General features: G+C 47.4%; 20 protein-coding genes. 6 read left to right on the forward strand and 14 right to left on the reverse strand.

What is annotated here, in order from left to right; translation table 11 throughout:
• Positions 1-252: 252 nt before the first annotated feature.
• Both BM607_RS08490 and BM607_RS08495 read right to left on the reverse strand, forming a co-directional pair.
• Positions 253-783: a hypothetical protein gene (locus BM607_RS08490; protein WP_071938677.1), complete on the reverse strand. Its 531-nt coding sequence runs from the start codon at positions 781-783 to the stop codon at positions 253-255.
• A 68-nt stretch (positions 784-851) separates the two neighbouring features.
• Positions 852-1,418 (reverse strand): hypothetical protein, encoded by a 567-nt coding sequence (locus BM607_RS08495; protein WP_071938676.1) that lies wholly within the window; start codon positions 1,416-1,418, stop codon positions 852-854.
• Between the two features lie 819 nt (positions 1,419-2,237).
• On the opposite strand from BM607_RS08495, the gene BM607_RS08500 reads away from it, so the two are divergent.
• The gene (locus BM607_RS08500; protein WP_071938675.1) at positions 2,238-2,567 is read left to right on the forward strand and encodes a cysteine-rich CWC family protein; all 330 of its coding nucleotides are present in this window, start codon (positions 2,238-2,240) and stop codon (positions 2,565-2,567) included.
• Between the two features lie 17 nt (positions 2,568-2,584).
• Here BM607_RS08500 and BM607_RS08505 read toward each other — a convergent pair whose 3' ends face one another.
• A complete protein-coding gene (locus BM607_RS08505; protein ID WP_071938674.1) occupies positions 2,585-3,697 on the reverse strand; it encodes an energy transducer TonB in 1,113 nt (370 codons plus the stop codon).
• A 240-nt stretch (positions 3,698-3,937) separates the two neighbouring features.
• The gene (locus BM607_RS08510) at positions 3,938-4,741 is read right to left on the reverse strand and encodes a hydratase (protein ID WP_071938673.1); all 804 of its coding nucleotides are present in this window, start codon (positions 4,739-4,741) and stop codon (positions 3,938-3,940) included.
• A gap of 319 nt (positions 4,742-5,060) precedes the next feature.
• On the opposite strand from BM607_RS08510, the gene BM607_RS08520 reads away from it, so the two are divergent.
• Positions 5,061-6,035 carry a DMT family transporter gene (locus BM607_RS08520; RefSeq protein WP_006086990.1) on the forward strand — a complete coding sequence of 325 codons (975 nt, stop codon included), beginning with the start codon at positions 5,061-5,063 and terminating at the stop codon, positions 6,033-6,035.
• Positions 6,036-6,111: 76 nt separating this feature from the next.
• Positions 6,112-6,726, forward strand: coding sequence for an HAD family hydrolase (locus BM607_RS08525; protein WP_071938672.1), 615 nt, complete (start codon positions 6,112-6,114; stop codon positions 6,724-6,726).
• On the opposite strand, the gene BM607_RS08530 is transcribed toward BM607_RS08525, so the two are convergent.
• Entirely contained in the window at positions 6,723-7,088 is a 366-nt protein-coding gene (locus BM607_RS08530; protein WP_071938671.1) for a DUF6677 family protein, read from the reverse strand. The genes BM607_RS08525 and BM607_RS08530 overlap by 4 nt on opposite strands.
• 218 nt (positions 7,089-7,306) lie before the next feature.
• Between BM607_RS08530 and BM607_RS08540 the strand changes: the two genes are divergently transcribed.
• Positions 7,307-7,831, forward strand: coding sequence for a prepilin-type N-terminal cleavage/methylation domain-containing protein (locus tag BM607_RS08540; protein ID WP_071938669.1), 525 nt, complete (start codon positions 7,307-7,309; stop codon positions 7,829-7,831).
• Positions 7,832-7,976: 145 nt separating this feature from the next.
• Here BM607_RS08540 and BM607_RS08545 read toward each other — a convergent pair whose 3' ends face one another.
• The 3 genes from BM607_RS08545 to uvrA all read right to left on the reverse strand — a co-directional run bounded on the left by BM607_RS08545 (position 7,977) and on the right by uvrA (position 14,568).
• Positions 7,977-9,899, reverse strand: coding sequence for a DEAD/DEAH box helicase (locus BM607_RS08545; RefSeq protein WP_071938668.1), 1,923 nt, complete (start codon positions 9,897-9,899; stop codon positions 7,977-7,979).
• A 194-nt stretch (positions 9,900-10,093) separates the two neighbouring features.
• A complete protein-coding gene (locus tag BM607_RS08550; protein WP_071938667.1) occupies positions 10,094-11,290 on the reverse strand; it encodes a M20/M25/M40 family metallo-hydrolase in 1,197 nt (398 codons plus the stop codon).
• A 395-nt stretch (positions 11,291-11,685) separates the two neighbouring features.
• Complete coding sequence (uvrA, locus tag BM607_RS08555) at positions 11,686-14,568, reverse strand: excinuclease ABC subunit UvrA (RefSeq protein ID WP_012586712.1); 2,883 nt, start codon at positions 14,566-14,568, stop codon at positions 11,686-11,688.
• Between the two features lie 415 nt (positions 14,569-14,983).
• Between uvrA and BM607_RS08560 the strand changes: the two genes are divergently transcribed.
• Positions 14,984-16,351, forward strand: coding sequence for an MFS transporter (locus BM607_RS08560; protein WP_006083193.1), 1,368 nt, complete (start codon positions 14,984-14,986; stop codon positions 16,349-16,351).
• 109 nt (positions 16,352-16,460) lie between these two features.
• On the forward strand, positions 16,461-17,165 hold the full coding sequence (ssb, locus tag BM607_RS08565) for a single-stranded DNA-binding protein (protein ID WP_006083192.1): 705 nt from the start codon (positions 16,461-16,463) through the stop codon (positions 17,163-17,165).
• 154 nt (positions 17,166-17,319) lie between these two features.
• On the opposite strand, the gene BM607_RS08570 is transcribed toward ssb, so the two are convergent.
• The 6 genes from BM607_RS08570 to aspA form a co-directional block, all read right to left on the reverse strand.
• A complete protein-coding gene (locus tag BM607_RS08570) occupies positions 17,320-18,387 on the reverse strand; it encodes a porin (protein ID WP_071938666.1) in 1,068 nt (355 codons plus the stop codon).
• Between the two features lie 230 nt (positions 18,388-18,617).
• Complete coding sequence (locus tag BM607_RS08575; RefSeq protein WP_071938665.1) at positions 18,618-19,343, reverse strand: fumarate reductase iron-sulfur subunit; 726 nt, start codon at positions 19,341-19,343, stop codon at positions 18,618-18,620.
• Positions 19,340-21,349: a fumarate reductase flavoprotein subunit gene (locus BM607_RS08580; protein ID WP_071938664.1), complete on the reverse strand. Its 2,010-nt coding sequence runs from the start codon at positions 21,347-21,349 to the stop codon at positions 19,340-19,342. The genes BM607_RS08575 and BM607_RS08580 overlap by 4 nt, the downstream gene beginning before the upstream one ends.
• 151 nt (positions 21,350-21,500) lie before the next feature.
• Positions 21,501-22,226: a fumarate reductase cytochrome b subunit gene (locus BM607_RS08585; RefSeq protein WP_006086136.1), complete on the reverse strand. Its 726-nt coding sequence runs from the start codon at positions 22,224-22,226 to the stop codon at positions 21,501-21,503.
• A gap of 139 nt (positions 22,227-22,365) precedes the next feature.
• Positions 22,366-23,667 (reverse strand): anaerobic C4-dicarboxylate transporter, encoded by a 1,302-nt coding sequence (locus BM607_RS08590; RefSeq protein ID WP_006083147.1) that lies wholly within the window; start codon positions 23,665-23,667, stop codon positions 22,366-22,368.
• A 114-nt stretch (positions 23,668-23,781) separates the two neighbouring features.
• Complete coding sequence (aspA, locus tag BM607_RS08595; RefSeq protein WP_012196633.1) at positions 23,782-25,221, reverse strand: aspartate ammonia-lyase; 1,440 nt, start codon at positions 25,219-25,221, stop codon at positions 23,782-23,784.
• Positions 25,222-25,589: the final 368 nt, after the last annotated feature.

Below are 25,589 nucleotides of genomic sequence, written 5' to 3' on the forward strand. Positions count from 1 at the left end.
TAGTGTTAACTGTCGCTTTAAAAGCATACGGAGATTTTCGCTATAAGTGGCTTATTCACTATCTCGAATGTGCAAAACGTATTGAGGGAGTCGAACCCTCTCTACGTTTTCTAAGAAGCTGATTTACGCTGGTTGTACGAGTGAATTGTGTTACACCTATCTGTTATGACCTTAATACAACATTCATCACTAATAGATGATTAGAGTGTAGGAAGCATCAAAAGCTTAAAATTAGCTTTTGATGTATTAGCTTTACTGGATTGCATTTAACTCTTTCAGCTTACTCAGGAATGGAGCGAATTTAGAATTAACAACTGCGCCTGAATGACTTGTGCCAAAAGTGGATACCGAATATGTGTCAATTTGGATTAACTTCATTTTCACGTCATGCCCTTGCGCTACTTTGACAAATTCGTTTATTGGCATAACAAGTCGACGAGTAGACCAGCTACCGTATTTTGTTAGTACACTCGCTTCAGTGATATTTTCAATTATTTCCCCATCCACATTAAAAGCCACTCCCTGAACATTAGTGATTCCGTTTGTTCCGACCTCTAGGAAAACTACATCTGGAAATTTTTGATTCCACTCGAACCCCATGGTGTGCCAGCCCTCTTTTAAGCTTGAAGACGAACTTACTGGAGCCTGTGAAACTATGAGGGAACCATCAAATAAGTCTTTATGGGTTTTCATAGACGGTGTCATAGCATCGTTTAAGCCAGTACAACCGGTTAGTGTGATAAAGATGGCTGCTAATATTAGTTTTAACTTAACATTGAACATTATATTTTCCTTAAGTTTTAGATATTCCGACTCGTGAAGCTAGATTCCCTAGTTAAGGGGGGAAGTTGTTAAATACCTGCGAGATAAGCACAAGAATTTGATTCTCTTGAGCATATCCCAAAGCCTTTTGCTTGGTAAACATCAAAAACAGCTCGGATAAATACAATCGGTAGCTGTACTTCCTTTTGAATTTCATAGCCGTTTAGCCATTTACCTACTTCGCAATTTTCAACTAGCGCTAATAGTAAATCCATTTTTTTAGTTTCTTCAAAACGGGTACATAAATATAAAATGAAACAAGGATCTGATACTTTTATCTCAACAGGATATAAAGAACCTAGTTCATTAAATTTCTCAATTAAGCCTTTAGAGTCGAGTATAGCGAAGGCTCTAGAGTATTTTTTGTAAACATCAGCCCTTAAAATTAACATTGATGAATCATTTTCAACTAAAGCAAGGTAAATAACATGAGATAACGCAGGCAGGTCTTGGTGTAGATAGCTGATAGGGTCTTCTAAAGCATCAAGTCTTTTTTGAATTTTAATAGCATCAAACTCATTACTTATTTGAATAAAAGAGGCTGCCACTGGAAAATTGACACCAGCAATTCTCATAATTCTTAAAAATGATTCCATATACACTCCTTTGTGATTAATTCTACGTTCAATTCCCTCTATAAGAACAATAGTTCTTGTTACTTAGTGGAGGAAAACCAACAGTTTTCCATTTTAAAACTCTTGCTGAGTCTAGATAATATGGCTAATAGTCTTAATTATCAAAGCTAAATGTGTATACAAAACTAGTTCATTAGATTTAAAAAAACAGTAACAACAAAACAGGACACCCAATTTTAAAAAAAATGGAAAAGACACAAATCTCTGGGATTCACAGGCAACACCAAAACTACAGAAGTTCACCATCCCCTGCGAAGTTGCCGCGGGGCGTTGGAATAAATTGCGTGAGTCCGGAGATGGATGTCCGGCTAGCTTTCGCAGGTGCAGGGACGCATCCTTCGGAAGCGATAGCAATTTATCCATAAGACCGAGGCCTGTCTCTAATGCATGTAACTTCGCTAGGGTGAGTGCTGCATAGCAGCGTTACGAACGAGAGCCACGGATGGCGAACTGGCAGTTAGACATGGACGTTGTTCGGCAAGGACTCTTGTTAACAAAGAGGCAAGAGGGAATTGCTGTTGATCCCCTCTTGGTCGGGTGTGGGTTGAAGACCCACGACTTTGATTTATCTCGGCCGTGAGGCCGCAATCAATATAGCATTGTGCTAAACAGCACCAATATTAGCCTGATGGGTGAAGCCCCACGACTTTTAAACTAAAGCACTCAAACGTAGTTTGGAAAGTTTTAAAGTCTCACTTTGGTCAAATCAACTAAGCCTGAGTTGCAAAAATCTATTATGATCTACGCGCTATAACAACTTATCTTGCAATAAGGATTACCGTGTCTCTGCCATCGGAACAACCTAAGTTAGAAGCTGCGCAAATTTGCCCCCTGTGCAAAGGCGCGAATCAATGTGCTGTGATTTTAGGTAAGGGCATTGAGGATTGTTGGTGTGCGCAGCAGGTGTTTCCGCCTTTGGCGGTGTTGCAAGCGCAAGCATCAGGTTCGCTGCAAGGGGCAATCAGCCCCATTTTACTGTCTGCCGATGCGTGTATTTGCCAAACCTGTCTTAGCCAACTCAAGCAGAGTTTAAGTCAGGGGCTGATTGCAACACAGGATGAAAAAAGCCCATCGAGTGTGAGCGACGGGCTAGGTTATGAGGTGAAATAGCGGGCTGAAGTAATGAGTTATCGACTGATTGTGTAATCCAGTTGCACAGTGGTTTGTGCCTCAACGGCTTTACCATTTTCAAACTTAGGTGCGTAACGCCATTTATCTATCATTTTTAGTGTTTCTTTCTCGAAGAGAGCACCACCCTTAGAAGCTAAAATTTCAGGATTTTTGACGAAGCCATGCTCATCGACAGTAAATTTAAGCTGAACCCAGCCACTTTTACCTCGCTGCGCATAGGACATTGGATAGTCTGGGACGGTACGGAAAATAGGTTGTTGTTCCTGTGCGTCGGCCCAAGGACGCATTTTGCCGATAGCAATACAGTGGGCGGTGGACTCGTCACGCTTTCCTTGGCGCTCATACAGTTCGACTAAATACGCATGGGCACTCAAGGCATAGGGATGACTAAAATTGAGTGCGTCGAATTGTTTAACCACTTCCAGCAGTAAAGGTTCGGCTTTACTATCATGTTTTTCCACAAATTCAACAGCGCCAACAGTAAAGGTTGCTTTGACTCTGTCTATGGCGTTCTCTGGCAAAATCTCTTTATAAATATCATAGGCATCGAAGGCATAGCGTCTTACGCTTTTCGTGTATAGCTCTGTATTAGATAAGCGGTTAAAGGCTGCTATTTTTACATCGGCGATCAGCTTCTTTTTATCGGATTTTTCCGCAATTGCGATAGCAGTAAGAAAATCCTCTTTCGCATCTTTGGCTTCGACGGCGGTTTGCGCAGCACCCAGTAAGGGATCGATAAGCTCAAGCGCTTTTTTGCCATAATGAACTTTATAGTTAGCCAGAGCGAGCTGATACAACTCATTCGCCTTAGCCGTTTTTGGTAGATTCTTTTCTGTAAATGGGTAGGGTGCAACTTGCTTTTCTATCGCCGCGGCCCAATTCAAGGCGAGGTTAGCTAAGTCGACACTGTCTTTGGCATATTGAGCTTCGCCGAGTTGGTAAGCGATTTTTGCGCTCGCTTCAATCTTAGCTGCATCGCCTTTTTCTACGGCGGCTTGATAGTCACTATAGGCTTTGGTAAAGCTATTTTCTGAGGCGTGCACGCTAAGAGATGTGCCTAAAGTGAGGGCAAGAAGACAGGCTATTGGCAGCATTTTTCCGTGCGACATTCTATATATCCTTATTATTGATGAATTTAGATGATACATAGATGTGCATTATGGGACAAGTCGGTTTGGCTTTTGTTAATAATGCTGGGGGAGTGCTGATAACTGAGAATTGAGAGTTGAGAGTTGAGAGTTGAGAGTTGAGAGTTGAGATTAAAAATAAGCGAGCCTAGTTGAAACCGAGTTCGCTTATTTATCAGTGCTTTGTCGCTTTATTAGCCGCAAGTGCTTTACTCGCCACCATCACTTCGCAGTGAAAGTCACGGCAAACTGCCCGAGCGCGCCGTATTCAAAGTCACAAACCTGCGCCAATGGCAGATCGAGGACGCCAGCGTAGGAGCCTGTGATCACATATTGCCCTTGAGTTAAGCCAATGCCTTGGGCGGATAAAAAGTTCACTAACCAGTAGAGTCCCGCCTTAGGGAAACCGTTGGGATGAATGGCGGATTTTTGCAGTGTTTCGCCATGCTGAATGTTAACGCAGAGTTCGAAATGGCTGGTCTCTAAACCTGCTAGCGGGTTTAGCACTGGCCCTAACCATAATCCTTGATTGACTAAACCATCGGCGAGGGCATCGAAATGCGTCGCTTCACTGGGCGTATGGTAGCGGCTTTTGATCAATTCCAAGGCTAAGCGAGTGTGGCCTAAGGCCGCGTCGATTTCAGCCTCTGTGTAAGGCGTGGTTCTTGGCGGTAAATCGCGAGCAATCTCGAAGGCGAGTTCAGGTTCGACGCGGGCCAGATCTTTAGTCGATGGATAGAGTGGGCAAGTGGCCGATTGTTGATACACATCAGCTTGATAAATAGGCGCTACGACGGTTTTTTCCGCCGAGGGTAATAGGCATTTCCACGCCGCGATAGGATTTTTGTTAGCCTTATAGATGGCAGCCACGGTTTGCTGAATGGCGAAGGCCTGTTCGAAGCTCGTTGGCCTCAGCTCTGGGAGCAGTAAATCGCCGCAGGTGCCTGCAGCGCGGCGCTCGGCGAGTTCCTTTGCTGCGGCATGAATCTGCATTTGAACTGGTTCGAGCGGGGCGGTAGATGACATTAACTTTCCTATTTAAAGAGTGAGCCTAGAAAGACGAGACGTAGAAACAGTGTGGCAGAGAAGCCATTTAATCGGCCAAATATACTCGGTTATTGCCATCGCAGGAAATGCCAATGTTGACTTTCGTAGTAAATCTGCTGCAAGTGAATCAAGAGTGCGGCCAATATTCTAATCATCGTAAGATGCTGATACTTGCCCCACATAAGTGTCAGCTAAAGTATCCATGCTAACGCGAATGTTTCCATTATGTGCTGCTAGATATTGTGCTGACTCAGTGCCAGAATGACGCTCCATTTTGCGGTCTCTACTGGACATCTCCGTGAACCTTAGCCATAACGCCCCTCAGGCAAATAATCATGCTCAACTCGGGCTGATCTTCATTTCAGTTGCGATTGTATTTTGGGGTATGTTACCCATAGCCTTGAAGCTTTCGGGGGCTTTTATCGATCCTGTCACTTTGACATGGTTTCGTTTTTTGGTCGCGCTTGTGGTCAGCATATTGATCCAATGGAGCGCGGGTAGCCTTAAGCAATTTGCGGCGCTCGATGCCAAAGTCTGGTTAAGGTTAGTGCTTGCGGGCGTGTTTTTGATGCTCAATTATGTGTCTTTTGTTTACTCTCTCGATTATCTCGCGCCGGGTGCTGCCCAGCTGAATTTCCAGACTTCGCCCTTTTTCCTCGCCTTCGGTGGCGTGCTGTTTTTTAAGGAACGGCTGAATGCGGTGCAGCTCAGTTGTTTTGCGACACTGGCCTTAGGCATGTTGATGTTTTTCCATCCGTATTTGGATTTATCTGGCGCCAATAATCATCAGGTTTGGATTGGGGTAATGATTATCCAGTTCTCGGCGTTGTCGTGGACTAGCTATGCCTTGTTGCAAAAATCATTACTCAATCGTTTATCGCCCGCGAACGTGCTTTTAGTGATCTATGGCCTAGGTATTTTCGTAATGGCTCCCTTTAGCGACTTTAGTCAGTTTGCCAGTATGGACAGCTTTGAGTGGCAGATAGCGCTGTTTTGCGCCGCCAATACCTTGATCGCCTATGGCTGTTTTGGGCAGTCGATGAAGTACTGGCCGACGGCGCAGGTGAGCGCCATGTTGGCCCTAACGCCAGTATTTAGCTTTAGTGCCACTGCATTGGTGGTGAGCATTGGCTGGTGGCCAGAAGTCTTCCATGCCGATGAATTAGATGGATTATCTCTGCTGGGGATTGGCGTCATTATTGTGTCTGTGATGGTGGTACAATTACTGCCTCTGTATCGCAATCGTCAGGCGAAGCGTTTGCAGGCTGCCTAATATCCATGGTATTTGATTAGCCCAATGGTATTTAATTAGCATATGAAACATACATTTTTACCCATGGGAAAGGCCAGTGATCACTAGACTCAGCGATTTAAAACTTAAGGATATCCGTGGGGTCATCTTCGATCTCGACGGTACCTTAGCGCACTCCAATCCGGATTTTGCTGGTCTGCGGCGTGAGTTGGGGATTCATTCTGGTACGGATATCTTGGCCCATGTGGATAGCCTGAGTGCGGGTCAAGCACAGGCTCAGGCGCTGGAAATCGTCCATGAGTACGAGAGACAAAGCTCACTCAATGCCAGTTGGATTGATGGCGCGCGTGAGCTTATCGAATGCCTACGGGCTAAATCGCTGCCCTTGGCTATTTTGACCCGCAATATGCCGGAAGCGGCGCAAATCACTATCGATAAGCTCGGCATAGATATCGAACTAGTATTAACCCGCTACGACGCGCAGCCTAAGCCGCATCCCGAAGGTATTCATCTTATTTGCCAGCAGTGGCAGCTTGCCCCCGCAGATATCTTATATGTGGGCGATTATTTGTTTGATCTGCAAACCGCGCGTAATGCGGGTAGCCGCTGCGCATTATATTGCCCTGAAATTATTCCTGATTATGCCCACGACGCCGACATGCTAGTGGCTTGCTACCATAGCTTTATCGAAGCGTGGACAGTGGGTGACTAGGCATTGTTTAGGACTGTATCTTGCTTATCTTGCTTCAGTCCCAAGCGTACACTATCCAATAAGGCAATCAGCCAGCAGAGGATAAATCCGTACATCAGCTTGTCTGCACCATCCCGAATGGTTGCCGTGGTTTGTTTGGTCACTTCGGCCGCAATTACGCCCATATCCAGCGGCAAAACGCCAGTTTGAATATCCAGCGAGATCAGCTGCGCCACTTGCATGACTTGTTGCAGTAACAGGCCGAGACTCAGTATTGCCAGCACAAAAAACACTAGAGCGCTGCGTTTATGTTGCAGATAAAAATGGCCGCTGCCAGGGGCGACGAAGGCGGATAATAGTCCAGCGGTAAGGGCTTTTTTCATGGGGAAACTCTCAAAGGGAACGCTTAGCGTTTGGATGACATTGTTAAGCGAATAAGCATTAGAGTCAATCTTGAGCCATGGCTGCTCGTTAAGGAGTCTGTTTTTGTCGATATTGCGTCTTTGCGCTGCCTATTTGTCGTTTATTTATTAACATCAGTCTACACAGAGCGTATTCTTCCACTGCTTGCATGGCTGCTTCTGGAGGAAAAGGAATAAAAATGCAGATTTCTTTAAAGAAACGTGTTCAAGGGTTTACCTTAATTGAATTGGTCGTCGTGATCATTATTTTAGGCATTTTGGCTGTTATCGCCGCGCCTAAATTTATGAACTTGCAAAGAGATGCCAAAGTGAATGCCGTAAAAGGGTATTTGGGGCAGATGCAAGATATGACCAAGATGCTGCATATGAAAGCACAAATCGTCAACACCACTGGCGACGATGTTACTATCGCGACCCAATACGGTGATTATCAGTTCTATGCAGGTTTTCCTGAAACTAAGAGTGAATCTACGTCACCTAATTTGTATTTCTTAGAGACTTTTATGGATTTAGGCGTGCCTAAACAACAGACTAAAGATAATACTAAAAGGCAGGCTGATTACGGCGATATACAAGCATTTGAAGATAATGACTATTCGCGGTTGGGTTATGGAACGGGAGATTTAACTGCCGGCCAGTGCTATGCCGAATATCACCATACCTCAACTGGACACTCGTTTTTATTCGAAACAGATGGATGCTAGTTTTAGCAGTTAGCAAACTCGTTATCTGAGGCCTGTATTCGTGTTGTGAATGGTCGTAGGCTCTCTTTGTTAGAGACAGATTACTGATTTTAAGCCAACAAAAAAGGAGCCTAGGCTCCTTTTTTAGTCTCTAGCTTAAGCTAGATTAGTCTTCACGTGGTTTACGTGGCTTACGCTCACCGGCAGGCTTGTCTGCACGTGGTTTGCGGTCAGCAAATGGCTTGTCACCAGTAGACGCAGCGCGTGGCTTACGGTCACCAGCTGGGCGGTCACCCGTTGGACGATCACCACGTGGTTTACGGTCACCAGCAGGGCGGTCTGAACGAGCACTACGGCCTGAATCAACAAATACTTGATCGCCAGCTTCGCGGATGTTCAATGGCTTGCCACAAACACGTACTTTACGTAGGTGCTGTAACACGTCTTTTGGCATGCCGTCTGGCAGGTCAACAGTGGTCACTGCATCATAAAGTTGGATTGCGCCAATGTAACGGCTGTCGATGTTAGCTTCGTTCGCGATAGCGCCAACGATGTTACCCACACCTACACCATTCTCACGACCTACGTCGATCACGTAACGGCACATTTTCAAATCTGGATTGTCTTTCAACGCTTCAGCTGAGCCTAAGCTTGCTGGCATTGGACGCGGTTCGCGACTTCTGCGTTCACCACGGTCACCACCACGGTCATTACGATCACTTCCGCGGTCGCTACGTTCAGTACGCTCACTGCGTTCATCACGAACACGTTCTTGAATTGCTGGCAATTGCAAAGGACGTTCTTGCTGAACTTGCTGTAATAATGCAGCGGCTAGCAGATCGGTATCGACTTCTAACTGTTGGCATAATTGAGCAACAGCTTCTTTCATGAAATCTAAATCGCCGTTGATTGTTTCAGCCAATTGCTCACCTAAGCGAGACAGACGACGTTCTGCAACAGTCTCTGGGCTTGGGATCTTCATTGGTGAAATGCGGCTGTTAGTTGAACGCTCGATAGTGCGCAGCATGCGCATTTCACGGCTAGTTACAAACAGGATCGCCATACCAGTACGGCCAGCACGGCCTGTACGGCCAATACGGTGTACATAAGCTTCGGCATCATACGGAATATCGTAGTTCACAACGTGACCGATACGCTCAACGTCAAGACCACGGGCCGCAACGTCAGTCGCGATCAGAATGTCTAACTTGCCACGTTTCAGTTGGTCAACTGCACGCTCACGGGCTTGCTGGTTCATATCACCGTGTAGTGGTGATGAAGCATAACCGCGGGCTTCTAACTTCTCAGCTAACTCAACACATGAGTTACGAGTACGCACGAATATGATCACACCTTCAGTGTTTTCAACTTCTAATACACGTACTAAAGCTTCAAGTTTATTGTGTTGTGATACTTGTACGAAACGCTGTTCGATTGACTCAACCGTAGTTTGGCTTGATTCGATACGAACATGTACAGGATTACGTAAATGCTGGTTAGCTACACGCTTAATTTGCTCTGGCATAGTGGCAGAGAATAACGCCAGTTGGCGCTCGCTTGGCGTGTGCTCAAGGATCCATTCGATATCATCGATGAAGCCCATTTTTAACATTTCATCGGCTTCATCAAGCACTAAAGCTTGTAATGAGTCGAGTTTCAAGGTGCCGCGACGCATATGGTCCATAACACGACCAGGCGTACCAACGATAACTTGTGGGCCACGTTTCAGGGCATTCAACTGTTGTTGCATGCTTTGGCCGCCATAGATAGGAAGAACGTGGAAATTCTTCATAAATTTGGCATAGCTACTGAACGCTTCAGCAACCTGCACGGCTAATTCACGTGTTGGTGCTAAGACTAAAATTTGCGGTGTAGTTTGGCTGGTAACTTTGTTTAATAGTGGTAAAGCGAAGGCGCCAGTTTTACCTGTACCTGTTTGCGCTTGACCTAAAATATCTTTGCCAGCCATAAGTGGATCAATACTGGCTGATTGGATTGGCGTCGGTTTTTCATAACCTAGCTCGTCAAGAGCACGCAACAAATTCTCGGATAGGCCGAGTTCACGGAAAGTTCTTTCATCGGATGACATTGGGTTGTAGCCTTGTGGATGCGCGCGCGAAATGGCGCTAAAGTTTCACAGACAGAAAATCAACCCCGTGTCGATTTCCCGCGAACGACGGATTATAGCAGCATGGACGGCACTTTACCAATCAGAGTCACGCTATTTAACCTGTTTTCTGCATTTTTTTCGCTAAAACTGAGCAAGAAACGCGCCACTTCCCATTAATTCTTTAAATATTCGGCATTTAATTGAAGTAACTCAAATGCTGACTCAGTCACGGCTGCGAGAAAAGTGATGTCGATTGTCGCGACGGTATCCTCAGGGGTGTGATATTGGGGATGGGTCGGCACGCCAAAATACAGCCAAGGGATATTGGCTTTGTGGAAGGGATAATGATCCGATGCCCGCAGCCAGTCGGTACTTTGTATGCTACGGCCAACGGGTTTTGGGTGCGTGAGCTTAATGCACAGTCGGTTTTGTTGATTGAGTAGGGGTTTAAATTGATTGAACTGAGTGAAGTTTCGGCTGCCTTCAAGGTAAATCCCATAGGGTCTGCCTGGGTGACTCACCATGTCGAGGTTAATCATTAATTCAAATGTCGCCTCTGGCAGGCGGGTTTTGAGTTGTTCAACCAAGGCGATGCTGCCATAGAGTCCCGGTTCTTCGGCATCGGTTGCCACAAACATCAGATTCACCTTAGGCAAGGTATTGGGTTGTAGGGCAAATTGCTGCTGCCAATGTTTGGCAATGGCGAGCATAGCGGCGACGCCGGAGGCGTTATCATCGGCACCGTGGTAAATCTTGCTGCCGCTCATGCCTAAGTGATCATAGTGGGCGACGATAATGCGCCATCGATTCGTCGGCGCTGTCGCCATGGCGGTGGCGACCACATTGGCGCCGGTTTCTTGGGTGAAGAAGGTTTGGTATTCAAAGGGCACGATAAAGTCCGCTCCCCAAGGCTGTAAATTGAGACTCTCAAATTGCTGCTTTATATAGTCACGACTTTTGGCCGCGCCTTGAGTTTGGGTTTTACGGCCTTCAAATTCATCCGAGCTTAATCTTGTGACTGTCGCTTGTAACTCTGCGGGCTCGGCCCAAGTGAGTTTAAGCTCAGTGCGCGCGCAGGTTTCTAGTGAGTTAGCACAGCCGCTGAGAGTCGCTGCCACAAAGCAGGCCAGTGCGCATATACCGAATTGTTGGGATTGATGTTTTATAGGACGTGGGATTTGGAACTTGGCGAGCCGCTGACAGATACGACTGTGGAGGAATAAGGTCGATGGGCCTAGGTTTATACTGCTTAGGTTTATACCGCTTAGATTTATGCCGCTGAGATTTCGGCTGCTTAGGATTAGGCAGAGTGACTGATACAAGCTTGGTAACATACGGCGGGTAACAGGGAGCTGAGTACTATCACGCATGGATATTCCTTGTCCTTATTTGATGCCTTCGCCTGAAGATAACTCTCATCTTTGCTTAAAGCCGATCCGAATTCAACCTAAGTCGAGTTTAGTCAGCGGCTGATTGAACCAGAGCCTACTCTAACTTGAGTCGACTGTTCTTATGTCAGTGGCTGATGTTGATTGTGCTATTACAGAGAGTGGCTAGATGTTGAAAGCTTAGGCTTTATTCGCCAGCTTGTCTTATATCGCAGCTTATATAGAAGCTTAGGCTTATTGGAATACAGAATCGTCAGCTTTGGATCTTAAAACGAGCACTAGAATTAGCACTATGCACTTAACATGCTGAACTAAAAAAGAAGCGCAGTGCCTATGCGACTGCGCTTCATACTGTACTCAGACCAAGGGCTCGAAACTTATGCCTTGGCTTTATTGGCCTTTGCCATTTCAATATCCCGTTTTAGCAGTGGCTTTAAGAAGCGTGCCGTGTGGGAGGTTGGATGCTCGGCGACTTCTTCCGGCGTGCCTGTGGCTAAAATCATACCGCCACCACCGCCGCCTTCTGGACCTAAATCGATAATCCAGTCCGCCGTTTTGATCACGTCCAGATTATGCTCAATCACCACAATGGTGTTGCCGTGGGATTTAAGACGATGTAATACATCGAGCAGCAATTGGATATCGGCAAAGTGTAAGCCAGTGGTTGGTTCATCCAAGATATACAAGGTTTGGCCCGTGTCACGTTTAGACAGTTCTTTGGCAAGTTTCACCCTTTGGGCTTCACCGCCCGAAAGTGTGGTCGCACTTTGGCCGAGGCGCACATAGGACAAACCCACATCCATCAAAGTTTGCAGCTTACGGGCAATGGCAGGTACGGCATCGAAGAAAGTGCGCGCATCTTCCACTGTCATCTGCAGTACTTCGTGAATATTCTTGCCTTTATAGCGTACTTCTAAGGTTTCGCGGTTATAGCGCTTACCTTTACAGGAATCGCAGGGCACATACACATCGGGTAGGAAGTGCATTTCGACCTTGATCAAGCCGTCGCCTTGGCAAGCCTCACAGCGGCCACCTTTTACGTTAAAGGAGAAGCGGCCGACTTGATAACCGCGAGTACGTGACTCTTGGGTTCCGGCAAAAATTTCGCGAATTGGGGTGAAGATGCCAGTATAAGTGGCAGGGTTAGAGCGTGGCGTACGGCCAATCGGGCTTTGGTCGATATCGACTACTTTGTCGCACAGCTCCATCCCTTCGATACGATCATAGGGTGATGGCTCATCCACAGTCGCGCCGTTGAGCATTCTATGGGCGATCTTGAAGAAGGTATCGTTGATTAAGGTTGATTTACCTGAACCCGATACGCCCGTCACACAAGTGAAGAGGCCAATCGGTATGGTTAAATCCACATTGCGCAGGTTGTTGCCGCGCGCGCCAAATAACTCAATCACTTGAGTTTTGTCGAAGGGAATACGCGGCGTATCGATATGAATGCAGCGCTTACCGGAAATATATTGTCCGGTAACTGACTCTTCACAGGCGATGATTTTCTCAATCGGGCCGTCGCAAATCACTTCGCCGCCGTGTACGCCAGCGCCAGGGCCGATGTCGATCACGTGATCCGCCATGCGGATCGCATCTTCATCGTGCTCAACCACAATTACTGTGTTGCCCAAATCCCGCAGGTGGATCAGGGTTTGCAGTAGACGTTCGTTATCCCTTTGATGCAGGCCGATTGAAGGTTCGTCGAGCACATACATCACGCCGACAAGTCCGGCACCAATTTGGCTGGCGAGTCGAATCCGTTGGGCTTCACCGCCCGAGAGGGTTTCCGCCGAGCGTGATAGGCTCAAATAATTGAGGCCCACGTTCACGAGGAAACCTAAGCGATCGCGGATTTCTTTTAAAATCTTCTCGGCGATCTGCGCTTTTTGGCCGCTAAACTCGACTTTCTCGAAGTAATCTAAGGCTTCGCCAATCGACCAAGTGGTGAGTTGCGGCAGATTGATATCGCCTAAAAACACGTTACGGGCTTCTTCGCGTAGACGCGAACCACCACAGCTTTGGCAGGCTTGGGTATTGATAAACTTGGCTAATTCGTCACGTACCGAGTTGCTTTCGGTTTCGCGATAGCGCCTGTCCATGTTGTTGAGAATGCCTTCGAAGGGGTGATTACGCACCACCACATCGCCGCGATCGTTGATGTACTTAAAGGCAATGCTATCTTTGCCTGAACCGTACAGGACGATTTTGCGGACTTTTTCGCTGAGCTGCTCATAGGGCACTTCGACGTCGAACTTATAGTGTTCGGCGAGTGAGCTGAGCATTTGGAAATAGTAGAAGTTGCGTCTATCCCAGCCGCGAATCGCGCCGCCAGCCAGTGAAAGCTCAGTGTTGCTGATCACGCGCTCAGGATCGAAAAATTGTTGTACTCCTAAACCATCACAGGTTTGGCACGCGCCGGCTGGATTGTTAAAGGAGAAGATCCTTGGCTCTAATTCCGCCATCGAATATCCGCAGTGCGGGCAGGCGAAGTTGGCCGAGAAGATCAGCTCTTCGCCTTTTGCTTTACCAGTACCTGTGTCGTCATCCATGGTGGCAACGGTCGCGATGCCGCCGGAGAGTTCCAGTGCGGTTTCAAAGGATTCCGCTAAGCGTTGCTTGATATCGTCACGCACTTTAAAACGGTCGACGACCACTTCAATCGTGTGCTTAACGTGTAAGTCTAAGGTTGGCGGATCGGTTAAATCACACACTTCACCGTCTATACGCGCACGGATATAACCCTGCGCCGATAGACCTTCGAGCAATTTAACGTGTTCACCCTTACGGGCGTTGACCACAGGCGCGAGCAGCATTAAGCGGCTGTCTTGGGGCATTTCTAACACTTTATCGACCATTTGGCTGACGGTTTGCGCCGCCAAGGGTTGATTGTGTGTCGGACAACGCGGCTCACCCACGCGGGCAAACATCAAGCGCAGGTAATCGTAAATTTCGGTAATTGTGCCCACGGTTGAACGCGGGTTATGGGAAGTGGATTTTTGCTCTATGGATATCGCTGGGCTTAAGCCTTCGATATGGTCCACATCGGGCTTTTCCATCAAACTCAAAAATTGGCGAGCATAGGCTGACAGGGACTCGACGTAACGTCGCTGGCCCTCGGCATATAAAGTATCGAAAGCAAGGGAGGATTTGCCAGATCCCGATAAGCCCGTGATGACAATCAGTTTATCCCTTGGGATAGTCAGGTTGATATTCTTGAGATTGTGGGTGCGTGCGCCGCGTATTTCAATCTTATCCATCTATCGCTCTAATGCCATATGCTTAAAAAAATGAGCATAAGTATCGCACAGTTCCGCGGCTGAGTTTAGTTGATTCTGTGATCGGCACCAATCCTAGGGCTGGCACTGGCTTTTAATCACCTTGCTGACAGTGGCAGTTATGTACCGAGTGGATTAACTAAGATTAATGCGGTTGTTGCGTACTGACTCACAGGACAAATGTGAACACTATGTTAGACTCGTTTCCCTGTGCCTGAGCGTTAAATAGGGCAGAAAAATAAACATGTTAACCCGAGCACGGTCAATATAGGTCCGTGATAATCGGGATAAAAGTTAACTGTACAGGCAGTGGTTTAGGCCACTATTTCCTTTTGAGCAAATCCTTTTGGGTGTGGTAACATGCGCCCCTTAAAAGACTTCAATCCAGGGCAAAATCATGGGTAACAACGGACTTTCGGGTACTGAGAAAAAAGTCGCGTTTTCTTTAGCCAGTGTATTTGGTTTACGCATGATGGGCTTGTTTATGATCATGCCCGTCTTTGCACTTTATGGTCAGCACCTCGAAGGCTTCTCGCCGCTTTGGGTCGGTATTGCTATCGGCGCCTACGGTCTGACTCAAGCTGTGCTGCAAATCCCCATGGGGATTTTATCTGACAAATATGGTCGCAAGCCGATTATTCTTATCGGTCTGGTGCTGTTTGCCATTGGTAGCTTGATTGCCGCTAACGCTGATTCGATTTACGGCGTGGTGTTTGGGCGCGCAGTGCAGGGCATGGGCGCGATTGCCGCTGCCGTGTTGGCGCTGGCCGCGGATTTAACCCGCGACGAACAGCGTACTAAGGTCATGGCGATTATCGGCATGTGTATCGGCGGCTCTTTTGCGCTGTCCTTACTGGTCGGCCCGATTGTGGCGCAACATGTGGGCTTATCAGGCCTGTTCTTCCTCACGGCGATTCTCGCTGTGACGGGCATGTTGATCGTGCAATTTTTAGTACCGAATCCGATTTCCCACGCGCCTAAGGGTGACACGTTAGCCACGCCTGCCAGACTCAAGCGTATGTTGACCGATCCCCAGTTGTTTAGACTCGATGCGGGGATTTTTATTCTGCATTTAGTGTTAACCGCAGTATTTGTGGCCTTGCCGCTGGATCTGGTGGATGCGGGGCTCGTGAAAGAAAAACACTGGATGCTGTATTTCCCTGCTTTTGTGGGCGCGTTTTTCCTGATGGTGCCGTTAATCATCATAGGGGTTAAACGTAAGAATACTAAAGCTATGTTCCAAATTGCCTTAGTGATCATGATAGTGGCGCTGCTGGCGATGGCTTTATTCTCTAACAACTTATGGGTGTTGAGCTTTGCCGTGGTGCTGTTTTTCACTGGCTTTAACTATTTAGAAGCCTCACTGCCCAGTTTGATTGCCAAATTTTGCCCCGTCGGTGAAAAAGGCTCGGCCATGGGCGTGTATTCCACTAGCCAGTTTTTAGGGGCCTTTTGTGGTGGTATGCTGGGCGGTGGCGCCTTCCAATTAGTGGGCGCGGTCGGGGTGTTTATCGTTGCTGTGATCTTAATGTCTATTTGGTTATTCCTGACATTGGGCATGGAAAATCCCGTGCTGTTAAAGAGTTACACCTTAGAAGCCGAAGTCAAAGACAAGGCACAAGCGCGGGATATGGCGGCTCAGTTATCACAGCTCATGGGCGTCGTCGAAGCGATCGTCGTGTTGGACGAGAAAGTGGCTTACTTAAAGGTTGATGAGCATTTCGATTTAAGAGAAGCACGAGCTGTGTTAGGCTCTGCTCAATAATATCTGGGTCTGCCGTGTGGTATTTGGGGAAGCTGATTTTCCTCTCTGGCGACACAGATAAACAACATACTGAATTAATAGATTATTTAAAGAATCGCAGGAGATTTCAATGGCCAGTCGTGGTGTTAACAAGGTAATTTTGGTTGGCAATTTGGGACAAGATCCAGAAGTGCGTTATATGCCAAACGGTAATGCAGTCGCTAACATCACAGTTGCGACCAGCGAATCGTGGAAAGACCAACAAGGTCAACAGCAAGAGCGTACTGAATGGCACCGTGTGGTTCTGTTCGGCAAATTAGCTGAAATTACAGGTGAATACCTGCGTAAAGGTTCACAGGTTTACCTTGAAGGTAAACTGCAAACCCGTAAGTGGAAAGACCAAAGCGGTCAAGACCGTTACAGCACTGAAGTGGTTATCGACCAAAGCGGTAGCATGCAAATGCTAGGTAGCCGTGGTCAAGGTGGCCAAGCACAAGGCGCGCCAATGGGCGGCGGCATGCCACAAAACGCAGGTTACCAATCTGCACCGCAACAAGCGGCTCCAGCGCAAAATCAATATGCGCCAGCGCCACAAGCTGCACCTGCTTACCAAGCGCCAGCTCAGCAACAGTATGCTGCGCCAGCACCTGCTCAGCAGCAATATGGACAGCAACAAGCTCAACCACAGCAAGGTGGTTATGCGCCTAAGCCACAAGCTGCTCCAGCGCCAGCTTATCAAGCGCCAGCCGCACCGGCACAACGTCCAGCACCACAACCACAGCAAAACTTCACTCCAGATTTGGATGATGGCTGGGATGACGATATTCCGTTCTAATTTGGGATTTATCGAAGTGTAAAGACGGTATCGTCTTAAATGAACAAAGCCACGCGAGTCGTGGCTTTGTTGTTTCTGGTCTTTATGTTTTTAGTCTTTATGCCGTGAGACCGTTAAACCCTTCACTTACATGACTATACGCTTGAGATAAAACTTAGAACGTGTAATCGAAGTTATAACGCATGCCCAGCATGATCTGGTCATTGGTTTCGCGGTATTCAAAATCTGTTTTTTGATATTCGATGAAGGTGCTGAATTGCGGTGTTTTATGCCACTCCAGCGTAGTGTTATAGGCGTTGTATTTAGCAGAGGTGATGTCATTGCCACCATCGTCGTATCTGGACACGCCCAGCTTGATTTTATAGCTGTCAGTGATGGGGTAGCTGGCGACCACATCTAATGTTGAGCCATCCAATGTGGTTCCATCAATGTCGTCTTTTTCAATGTTTTGATAAGCAGCCGCGAGGTACAAGGCATTGAAACTTTTTGCTAGGGTGACACCGAATGTATTTTCATCCTTGTTGTCTTCTAACTCTTTGTTATAAAACGCCGCGGCTATATAGATTAGGTCGGTTTTATAACGGATACCCGCGTTAACGAAGTCGCTGCCGCCACTGCCTTTATTGCCGTCGAATTGCGCATCGGCCGAAAATAACAGGTCGCCAAATTCTTTACGATAGGTCACTAAGTTATTGAGTCTGAAGGGGCTCGCACTGTCATAGGCGAGTGGGGTTCCTGAGCGGTTAAAGATGTCGACGGGATCGGAAATGATCTCCTGAGTGACGGCTTGTTTACCTATGGCAACACTACCAAAAGATCCCTTTAATCCGACATAAGCTTTGCGTGCATCGCCAAAGTCGCCGTCATCTTTGATATCGACCTTAAATTCCCCTTTCGCAAACCCGACTAAGCCATTGCCAAGTTGGTGTTCTGCGGCAAAGCCAATTCGCGAGTTCGCATCGCCCACATCCCACACATCGTCCGAGTTAGTGTGGGTCAGGCCGAAAGTCGGGCGTAAAGAACCATAAAAATTAAACTGAGTATCCGATAAAACCGATGCCTCTTTTTCTTGGGCTTCGAGCATGGCGAGTCTTTGCTGAATTTGTTGTAATTCAGTGCGTAACTCGTCATTGGTTGCAGCGGTATCATTGGCTTGAACAGCAAAGATAGGTGTGGCAAAGCTCAGCACAAGCACGGCTGATGTTAGTTTGAACTGCTTCATTTATGTTTCCTTACATAACAACTACTAGCGTGCCGTTAATGGATTTTGTTGCCGATGGAACAGTACTGCTAGTAGTAAGGATCTGCACTTGTGATAGTGCTCAAGGAGGCGTCTCGCTCAGAGGCAAGGCGTCGCATATCTGCAGCGGGCAAATATGATTTGCCCGCTGGTTTGGGAAAGGTGTTGCCCTAAAACCCCGCTAACGCAGCGGGACTTTAGGTTAAGGAAAACTAGAGTATGCTTGCGGCCATTTTGCGGCGCAGGTATGCAATTTGCTGCATGTGCGGCAAATCTTTAGGGCAGTTATCTTGGCAGCCGAGTAGCGTCATACAGCCGAAGACGCCGTCTTGATTGCCAATCACATGGTAGAAATCATCCGCGCTGCGGCTGTCTCTGCTATCCATTTCGAAGCGGGCAATTTTCATCATGCCAACCGCACCAACAAAGGTGTCACGCATTTGTTTGGTGGCGCAGGCTGACACGCAAACGCCACATTCGACGCAGCGTTCTAGCTCATAGATCCGCGCGGCTTCTTCGGGTGCCATTGGATTTTCGAGGTGATGAATGTCCTGATCATCGGGTTTAGGATGCAGCCACAGTTTTAAGCGTTCGGCTAATTCGCGCATAAATTTGCCTGTGTTCACCGACAAATCGCCAATCAGTTCGAAGCCGGGCAGTGGCATTAGGGTGATTTCGCCATTGGGATAATTCGCCGTTAACGTGCGACAGGCCAATGTGGGGAAGCCATTAATCACCATGGCGCAACTGCCACAGATGCCCGCGCGGCAGACAAAGTCAAACTGCAGTGAGGGATCTTGTTGTTCTCGCAGTTGATTCAAGGCGATAAACACTGTCATGCCCGGTGTTTCAGTCAACTGATAACGTTCCATCTTTGGCTTGTCTTGGCCATCTTGCGGATCGTAGCGGAAGATATTAAAGCTGATTTGACGGCTCATAGTGGTTTATTCCCTACCGGTTGGGCTGGAGTGATCGCTAAGGTATCGCTGAGGCGTCCATTGGGAGCCTGCAGATGACTTGGCAGCTCGTATGGCATTAGGGCTCGCTGCAGTGTGTTTCTATCGGGATCGTTACCTAAGCGCGCGAGCACTTGATTGATTTCTTGTACGCGTTTTTCGGTATCAGGATGGGCGATAGTGTTATCGTTGCCGTAGCCTCGGTATCCCGGTGGTAGCTCCATTTTCATCACATCTAACGCTTCATAACGCAGCACAGGTTCCAGTGACTCGGCATCTGGCCAAGTTGCCAGTGTGCGGTTAAGCCAATCTTTATCATTGCGTTGTGGGTAATCTTCCCGCGAATGGGCGCCGCGACTTTCAGTGCGAGCCTCTGCGCCACAGGCGACGGTGAGGGCCACTTTCAACATACGGGTGACGCGTAGTGCTTCGACTAACTCAGGATTAGCGTGACGTTTTTTACATTTAAGACCGAGATTTTTTGCCCGCAGCAGTAAGTCTTTCAAGCCTTTGATGGCTTTATCTAATTCGGGTCCATTACGGAAGATCCCGACGTAGTTCATCATGATGCGTTGCATTTCTTTCTTTATTTGGAAGGGGTTTTCTGTGCCGTTGCCTTCGACCAGTCCATCGATTTCTTGCTGCAATTTATCGATGAATTTTTGAGTCAGCGCAGTATCAATTTCTAAATCGTTATTCTCACAAAAATCAGCCACATATTTGCCGATGATCATGCCGCCGACCACAGTTTCTGCCACCGAATTACCGCCTAAACGGTTAAAGCCGTGCATGTCCCAACAGGCCGCTTCTCCGACGCTGAACAGCCCCTTGAGTTGTGGACTCTCGCCAGTGGCATTGGTGCGCACGCCGCCCATAGAGTAATGCTGGGTTGGCCTGACGGGGATCCAATCTTTGCAAGGATCGATACCAAGGAAGTAATCACAAATCTCTTTCACTTCGCGCAGGTTAGTTTCGATATGTTCACGGCCCAGCTGCGTAATATCCAGCCACAGATGCGGGCCGTAAGGGCTTTCGACGCCATTGCCTTTGCGCATGTGCTCTGTCATACGGCGGGACACCACATCGCGGGAAGCGAGTTCTTTTTTCTCTGGCTCGTAATCTGGCATAAAGCGATGGCCGTCTTTATCGCGCAGGATACCGCCATCACCACGACACCCTTCAGTGGTGAGGATCCCTGCGGGCACTATGGCGGTGGGGTGAAACTGCACCGCTTCCATATTGCCTAAGGTGGCGACACCTGTGTCGAGTGCTAATGCTTGGCCTATGCCTTCGCAGATGGTGGCATTGGTCGATATTTCATAAATCTTGCCATAACCGCCGGTGGCGATAGTGGTGGATTTGGCTACATAAGCGCGCAGTTCACCTGTGACTAAACAGCGGGCAATCACACCATGGCAACGCTTGCCGTCATGGATCAGCGACAGGGCTTCAATCCGTTCGTGTACTGGAATACCCATAGAAATAGCTTGGTTATCCACTGCATACAGTAAAGAGTGGCCAGTGCCGTCGGCGGTGTAACAAGTACGCCATTTTTTTGTGCCACCAAAATCGCGGGCATTGATTAGGCCGTGAGCTTCTTCGGCCTCATTGAGCGTTACCCTTTGCGCATTCATGATGACTTCACGTGGGCCAGCGGAAATCCTTGACCAAGGCACGCCCCAGTTGGTGAGTTCGCGGATCGCTTTCGGTGCAACGTGGGCAAACATGCGGGCGACGTCTTGATCGCAACCCCAGTCAGAACCTTTGACTGTGTCTTGAAAGTGAATGTCTTCGTTATCGCCCATGCCTTTAACGGTATTGCCTAGGCTGGCTTGCATTCCGCCCTGTGCGGCGGCCGAATGTGAACGTTTTGCGGGAATTAACGATAGCACTAAGGTATCTAGGCCTCGCTCTTTGGTGGCAATTGCGACTCTGAGGCCTGCCAATCCTGCGCCAATGACTAATGAGTCTGTATAAATGATTTTCAAATCAGATCCTTATCTAATAATTTAGATAACATTTCATGGATTTATCATTGCACTCCTCGGGCATAGATGCGCGGCAACTATGTATCAGAGGAGGATCCGTATGTTGTTTGTCTTGCTATACAGGCTAAGTGCGCCGATAGCGTCATGCCCATTACTGAGGAATAAACGGTTGTACTGGCAGAACTAATTCGATACCAATATTGATATAGGTCACTAGGCTTAATGTGCCTAAACACAATAAATAGACGATCAATACTTGCGCTATAGTGCGGATAAGTGGGCGGTTACTACTCACACCCCACTTTAATATCACTCGGTATAAACCAACGATGCCGTGGAATAACACGATAGGTAAAAACACCACATATAAGAGCCAAGCGTTATCGTGGTAAACCCTTTCGGCCGAAAGGTGAGGGCCAATATCAGGGTTTAAAATCATAGTGGCAAGATGGGCTGACACTAAGAAAAACAGTAAGAACCCGGTAATCATCTGCCAGAACCATGCTTGGGTATCTCTATGCTTGATACTCGACATGAAGCCACGCATCGCTCGCCATTGGCCTAATTGCACTGGAAAACGACGTAGTGCGGTGGCGGCATGTACTGCAACAATCACCAGCATAATGACTGAAATGATCTTGGTCACTATGGGGAAGCCATGACCTGTCGAGCTAAACATACTGCCTTCTAAGAATTGCACCATGTGAAAGAAGGTTTCTTTACCAAATAAAATGCTCGCCTCGAAATGCATATGAAATAACAGGAAAATACCCAATATAAGCCCTGTCGCACTTTGTAAGCAGTCTGCTTTAGCCGACCAGGCTTGGCCAAATGGTCCGCCGTTAATGGCGGTAGGAACACGCGTTTTCGCTGACATTAATTCACCTCTTACCAGGTTTGTTGTGGCGTGAATGTACCTGCATCACGCCAACACAAAGTCTTTAGATCCAGATTAAAAGAAGAGGGTTAATCCAATTATTGGCATTAGCCCTTAGAACACTTTGGGTAAAGTTGCGCTATAGCATCATGCCGCCAAACAGGAAGGCCAATGCCACGCTGGTGGCAATCGTTACTACGCCAGGGACCAGGAACGGATGGTTAAATACCGCCTTACCAATCCGAGTCGAGCCGGTATCATCCATCTCAACCGCAGCCAGTAGCGTGGGATAAGTGGGCAATACAAACAGCGCGCTGACGGCGGCGAAAGAGGCAACGGCAGTCAAAGGACTCACGCCAATGGCTAAGGCCGCAGGCATCAGTGCCTTAGTGGTTGCGCCTTGGGAGTAGAGCAACATGGAGGCAAAGAACAGGGTTACCGACAATAACCAAGGCTGACTTTGCAGTAAGGTGCCTGCTAAATCTTTGATTTCCTCGATATGATTCGACACTAAGGTATCGCCTAACCAAGCCACACCTAACACACAAACACAGGCTGACATGCCCGATTTAAAGGTGGCCGCATTGGAGATTTCACTTGCGTCTAACTTACAGAAAATCGTGATAGCCGCAGCTGCCGTTAGCATCAGCACCATAATGGCAGCATCGCGTGGCAGTACAGGGTCAACAATCAAGCCGACTTTGTCAGATATCGCAGTGGCGTAGGCCATCACTGCCGCAATCGCCAGCAAGAAAATCATCACAGATCGTTTTGCGCCGGCTTTAATCTTGATCTCAGTTTTACCGCGTGTTTTGACTAAGCCCTTAGCTAAACGGTCTTGATAAATAGGATCATCAGCCAGCTCTTTACCCATTAAGTTAGCAACAACGGCGCCGACCATACAGGCTAAGAAAGTTGAAGGAATACATACGGCTAACAGTACTAAATAGTCCACGCCAAAGGGTTCTAGAATGCCTGAGAAGAACACGACTGCCGCCGAAATCGGTGAAGCGGTAATGGCGACTTGGGACGCGACAACGGCGATAGAAAGAGGACGAGAGGGACGAATACCTTGCTCTTTTGCGACTTCGGCAATAACAGGTAAGGTTGAGAATGCGGTGTGGCCTGTTCCTGCAAAGAGTGTCATGAAATAAGTGACTACAGGTGCCAGAAAAGTGATTTGTTTTGGATGTTTACGTAATAATTTTTCTGCCAGTGAGACTAAATAATCCATCCCTCCTGATACTTGCATGGCCGCAATCGCGGTGATAACCGACATAATGATGAGGATCACATCAATCGGAATATTGCCCGGTTTGAGTCCCATCCCTGCGGTCAGTATCAGTACCCCGACACCGCCCGCAAAGCCGACTCCCATGCTACCCATCCTTGCACCTAGGTAAATGGCCCCGAGTACGATAATTATCTCTAATATAATCATAGTGTTAACTCTATTTTGTTTTTAATTTCAATAGCCTGTGCATATTCACTATGCGCTGGCTTATTCTTGAATCATCGAGTTTTGGGCTGGGGAAGGCTCCCCAGCCCCACTGAGTTACACTTTGGCTTTGCTGCTGCGTTTAGCTTGATACTTAGGATTCATCAGGTTTTCAATCGAGAGAATGTCATCGAGTTCTTCAACCGTTAACAAACCGCGTTCGAGTACCACTTCACGGACATTTTTACCCGTTTGGGCGCAAATCTTGCCGATGATGTCACCCTCATGGTGGCCGATGATGGGGTTAAGGTAGGTCACGATCCCGATGGAGTTCATCACATGGGCCATACAGATCTCTGGGTTTGCGGTGATACCTTCAACGCATTTCTCACGTAGGGAGATACAGGCATTACCCATTAAACTGAGTGACTCAAACATCGCCTGACCAATCACAGGTTCCATGACGTTAAGCTGTAACTGGCCCGCTTCGGCGGCCATAGTGATAGTGATATCGTTGCCGACAATCTTAAAGGCAACCTGATTGACGACCTCAGGGATCACAGGGTTAACCTTGGCTGGCATGATAGAAGAACCCGCTTGTAATTCAGGCAGATTGATTTCCTTCAGACCTGTACGTGGACCCGATGACAGTAAGCGTAGGTCATTACAAATCTTGGACATTTTAATCGCCATGCGCTTAATCGCACTGTGCAGCATGACGTAGGCGCCACAATCGGAGGTCGCTTCGATTAAATCTTCCGCTGGCACATAAGCGCGGCCAGTGATTTCAGCTAGATGTTTAATGGCGAGTGAGGAATAACCCACTGGCGTGTTAAGGCCGGTACCAATGGCCGTTGCGCCTAAGTTCACTTCTAACAGCAATTCTTGGCAACGCTTGATGGACTTAATTTCTTCTCGCAGTGTGACAGCAAAGGCATGAAACTCTTGGCCTAAGGTCATAGGCACGGCATCTTGCAACTGAGTGCGGCCCATTTTTAAGACGGTTTTAAACTCTGCGGCTTTAGTGTCGAAGGCACTGATAAGGTCAGTTAATGCATCTAGCAGAATATCGGTACTGTTGATGACCGCAATACGGAAGCCTGTTGGATAGGCATCGTTGGTCGATTGGCACTTGTTGACATGGTCATTAGGATTGATGACATCGTAACGGCCTTTTTCAAGCCCCATGATCTCCAGTGCAACGTTGGCTAATACCTCATTGGTATTCATGTTGACTGAAGTGCCTGCGCCTCCTTGATACACGTCGACTGGGAATTGATCCACAAATCGGCCCGTTGTGAGTATCAAATCGCACGCTTCAATAATCTTGTCAGCGATTTCAGGACTTACGGCGCCTAATTCGCTATTGGCCATGGCAGCTGCTTTCTTTGTTAGCATCATGCCACGGACTAATTCAGGTACATCGGAAATTTTTTGATTACTCAGCTTAAAGTTTTCGATGGCACGTAATGTATGTATGCCGTAATAAAATTCATTGGACACTTCTTTCGTTCCCAATAAATCTTCTTCGATCCGTACGCTATTAGTATCTTTCATTTCGATCCTATTAAATCCGGTTAATAGTAAGATATATCTCCGAGTATTGAGTTGTGGTGCGTACATAAGTATGCGTAACACTTCAAAAATAACTCATCGAAAACATGAAGGAGAATCGTCTCCTTGACTATCGACACAGATCTTAACGCTTTGGCAATAAAAGGATTTAGATGGGGATCACTTAACTGTTTGAAATGGTAGATTTGTTTTGTTTATTAGATAAGCATCTCAACTCTGTTAGCTAGTGTGAGCTATTACTTTTTGATGCAAATTAGCTATAGATTTGTTATTTGTTAACCAATCGGCGACATATTTACTCAAGTGTTTTTGAATCTAAATAAACCGTACGCTATTTAATTTCCACTTTA

Source organism: Shewanella sp. SACH (assembly GCF_001887095.2).
Classification (GTDB): Bacteria; Pseudomonadota; Gammaproteobacteria; order Enterobacterales; family Shewanellaceae; genus Shewanella; species Shewanella baltica.

Bases quoted from the DNA above. Each gene is read 5' to 3' on its own strand.
- BM607_RS08490 (WP_071938677.1), bottom strand. From the start codon at position 783: ATGTTCAATGTTAAGTTAAAACTAATATTAGCAGCCATCTTTATCACA.
- BM607_RS08495 (WP_071938676.1), bottom strand. From the start codon at position 1,418: ATGGAATCATTTTTAAGAATTATGAGAATTGCTGGTGTCAATTTTCCA.
- BM607_RS08505 (WP_071938674.1), bottom strand. From the start codon at position 3,697: ATGTCGCACGGAAAAATGCTGCCAATAGCCTGTCTTCTTGCCCTCACT.
- BM607_RS08510 (WP_071938673.1), bottom strand. From the start codon at position 4,741: ATGTCATCTACCGCCCCGCTCGAACCAGTTCAAATGCAGATTCATGCC.
- BM607_RS08530 (WP_071938671.1), bottom strand. From the start codon at position 7,088: ATGAAAAAAGCCCTTACCGCTGGACTATTATCCGCCTTCGTCGCCCCT.
- BM607_RS08540 (WP_071938669.1), top strand. From the start codon at position 7,307: ATGCAGATTTCTTTAAAGAAACGTGTTCAAGGGTTTACCTTAATTGAA.
- BM607_RS08545 (WP_071938668.1), bottom strand. From the start codon at position 9,899: ATGTCATCCGATGAAAGAACTTTCCGTGAACTCGGCCTATCCGAGAAT.
- BM607_RS08550 (WP_071938667.1), bottom strand. From the start codon at position 11,290: ATGCGTGATAGTACTCAGCTCCCTGTTACCCGCCGTATGTTACCAAGC.
- uvrA (WP_012586712.1), bottom strand. From the start codon at position 14,568: ATGGATAAGATTGAAATACGCGGCGCACGCACCCACAATCTCAAGAAT.
- BM607_RS08560 (WP_006083193.1), top strand. From the start codon at position 14,984: ATGGGTAACAACGGACTTTCGGGTACTGAGAAAAAAGTCGCGTTTTCT.
- ssb (WP_006083192.1), top strand. From the start codon at position 16,461: ATGGCCAGTCGTGGTGTTAACAAGGTAATTTTGGTTGGCAATTTGGGA.
- BM607_RS08570 (WP_071938666.1), bottom strand. From the start codon at position 18,387: ATGAAGCAGTTCAAACTAACATCAGCCGTGCTTGTGCTGAGCTTTGCC.
- BM607_RS08575 (WP_071938665.1), bottom strand. From the start codon at position 19,343: ATGAGCCGTCAAATCAGCTTTAATATCTTCCGCTACGATCCGCAAGAT.
- BM607_RS08585 (WP_006086136.1), bottom strand. From the start codon at position 22,226: ATGTCAGCGAAAACGCGTGTTCCTACCGCCATTAACGGCGGACCATTT.
- BM607_RS08590 (WP_006083147.1), bottom strand. From the start codon at position 23,667: ATGATTATATTAGAGATAATTATCGTACTCGGGGCCATTTACCTAGGT.
- aspA (WP_012196633.1), bottom strand. From the start codon at position 25,221: ATGAAAGATACTAATAGCGTACGGATCGAAGAAGATTTATTGGGAACG.